Origin of the sequence: Variovorax atrisoli 110B, from assembly GCF_000382045.1 — a bacterium.
Classification (GTDB): Bacteria; Pseudomonadota; Gammaproteobacteria; order Burkholderiales; family Burkholderiaceae_C; genus Variovorax; species Variovorax atrisoli.
Genome location: NZ_KB907496.1, coordinates 1 through 1115 on the forward strand (window position 1 = coordinate 1; position 1115 = coordinate 1115).

The window sequence follows — 1115 nt, forward strand, 5'->3', positions numbered from 1 at the left end:
TCTGCGGCCACTTCCGAGCCGCTCTCGCATGTCACGGAAAAACTCCATGTTGGCCAGCGATAGAGCAGCCGGGGCACGCTCCGAAACGGCAAGCTGCTAAACGACACATCCGGCCGAGCGCTGTGTTCCCCCTGAAAGAGTCCGGTTAGCTTTGGCTCCAGGGCCTCCAACGACTGGACGTCGTCGGCTGATGTGATGAATGCGTGAAGAGTAAGCATCGGTCAGGTGCAGGGGATAAATGGGTGAGGATTCCGGGGGGCGTCGTATTCACCGCCCCGGCTCCCCGCGAATTCTGACGCGCGGCCGACCGTCCGGTCATGGCCGAATGTAGCCGGACAGGCCGCCTGCGCAAGAGCCCTGAGCCAATCTTCGCTTTGTTCGACAGCCGACTTTCAAGACGCGTGCTGACCGGCTTCTTCAGGCGCTAGACGACGCCTTCGCCTCGTCCGTGACAAAGCTAACTTCGAACTCTTCGCATTCGAGTTCGTCCGGCGGCTCCCAAAGCTTGCTCGCCATCTCAAAGACATGGTCCGGTACGACCATAGAAAACGTGGGGCCTCGCTCTTCATTCCTGCGTCGAACACGCGCACGACGAATTTCCACAGGCGCGTCAAGGACATGGAGGTGAGGCAGAAATCCTTCGTTAGTGATCATTCGACAGAACTGGATTCGTGGTTGCCGGTGAATCAGACCAAGCTCAAGCACAACGTCTCGACCAGACGCCAATATTCTGCGGCTGTGGTTCCATATCAGACCCAGCAACCGATCCTTGCGCTGGACATACCAAGGCACAAAATCGCCGTCCGGGCGGTCCGGGCTGAAAAGCGCCGCAAACCACTCGTCGAGCGGAATGTGCACGCCGTTACTGCTTGCAGCTAGAGCCGCGCTATAGGTGGATTTTCCGGCCCCCACTGGGCCCTCGATCAAATGAACTCGAGACATGCTTGACAATCAATGATTAAGAAACAGATAAGGTTCTGGCGCCACTTCGAATGTCCGTAACTGGCCGGGTTCAGTCAGTCTTCGCCCCGCTCCGAAGTAGCGCCAGTTTGAGGCGGTTGATGAACCTCGCCCATGTCGACTGATTCTTCAAAGTCTGCATTTTCCCCGCCCGT

General features: G+C 57.8%; 1 protein-coding gene. It reads right to left on the reverse strand.

Translation table 11 applies throughout. From position 1 onward, the window contains the following. Positions 1-417: 417 nt before the first annotated feature. On the reverse strand, positions 418-942 hold the full coding sequence (locus G369_RS36985; RefSeq protein WP_038117051.1) for a P-loop nucleotide/nucleoside kinase family protein: 525 nt from the start codon (positions 940-942) through the stop codon (positions 418-420). Positions 943-1115 lie beyond the last annotated feature (173 nt).

What these genes read in the sequence shown, in the direction of transcription:
- G369_RS36985 (WP_038117051.1), bottom strand. Translation starts at nt 942, where the DNA reads ATGTCTCGAGTTCATTTGATCGAGGGCCCAGTGGGGGCCGGAAAATCC.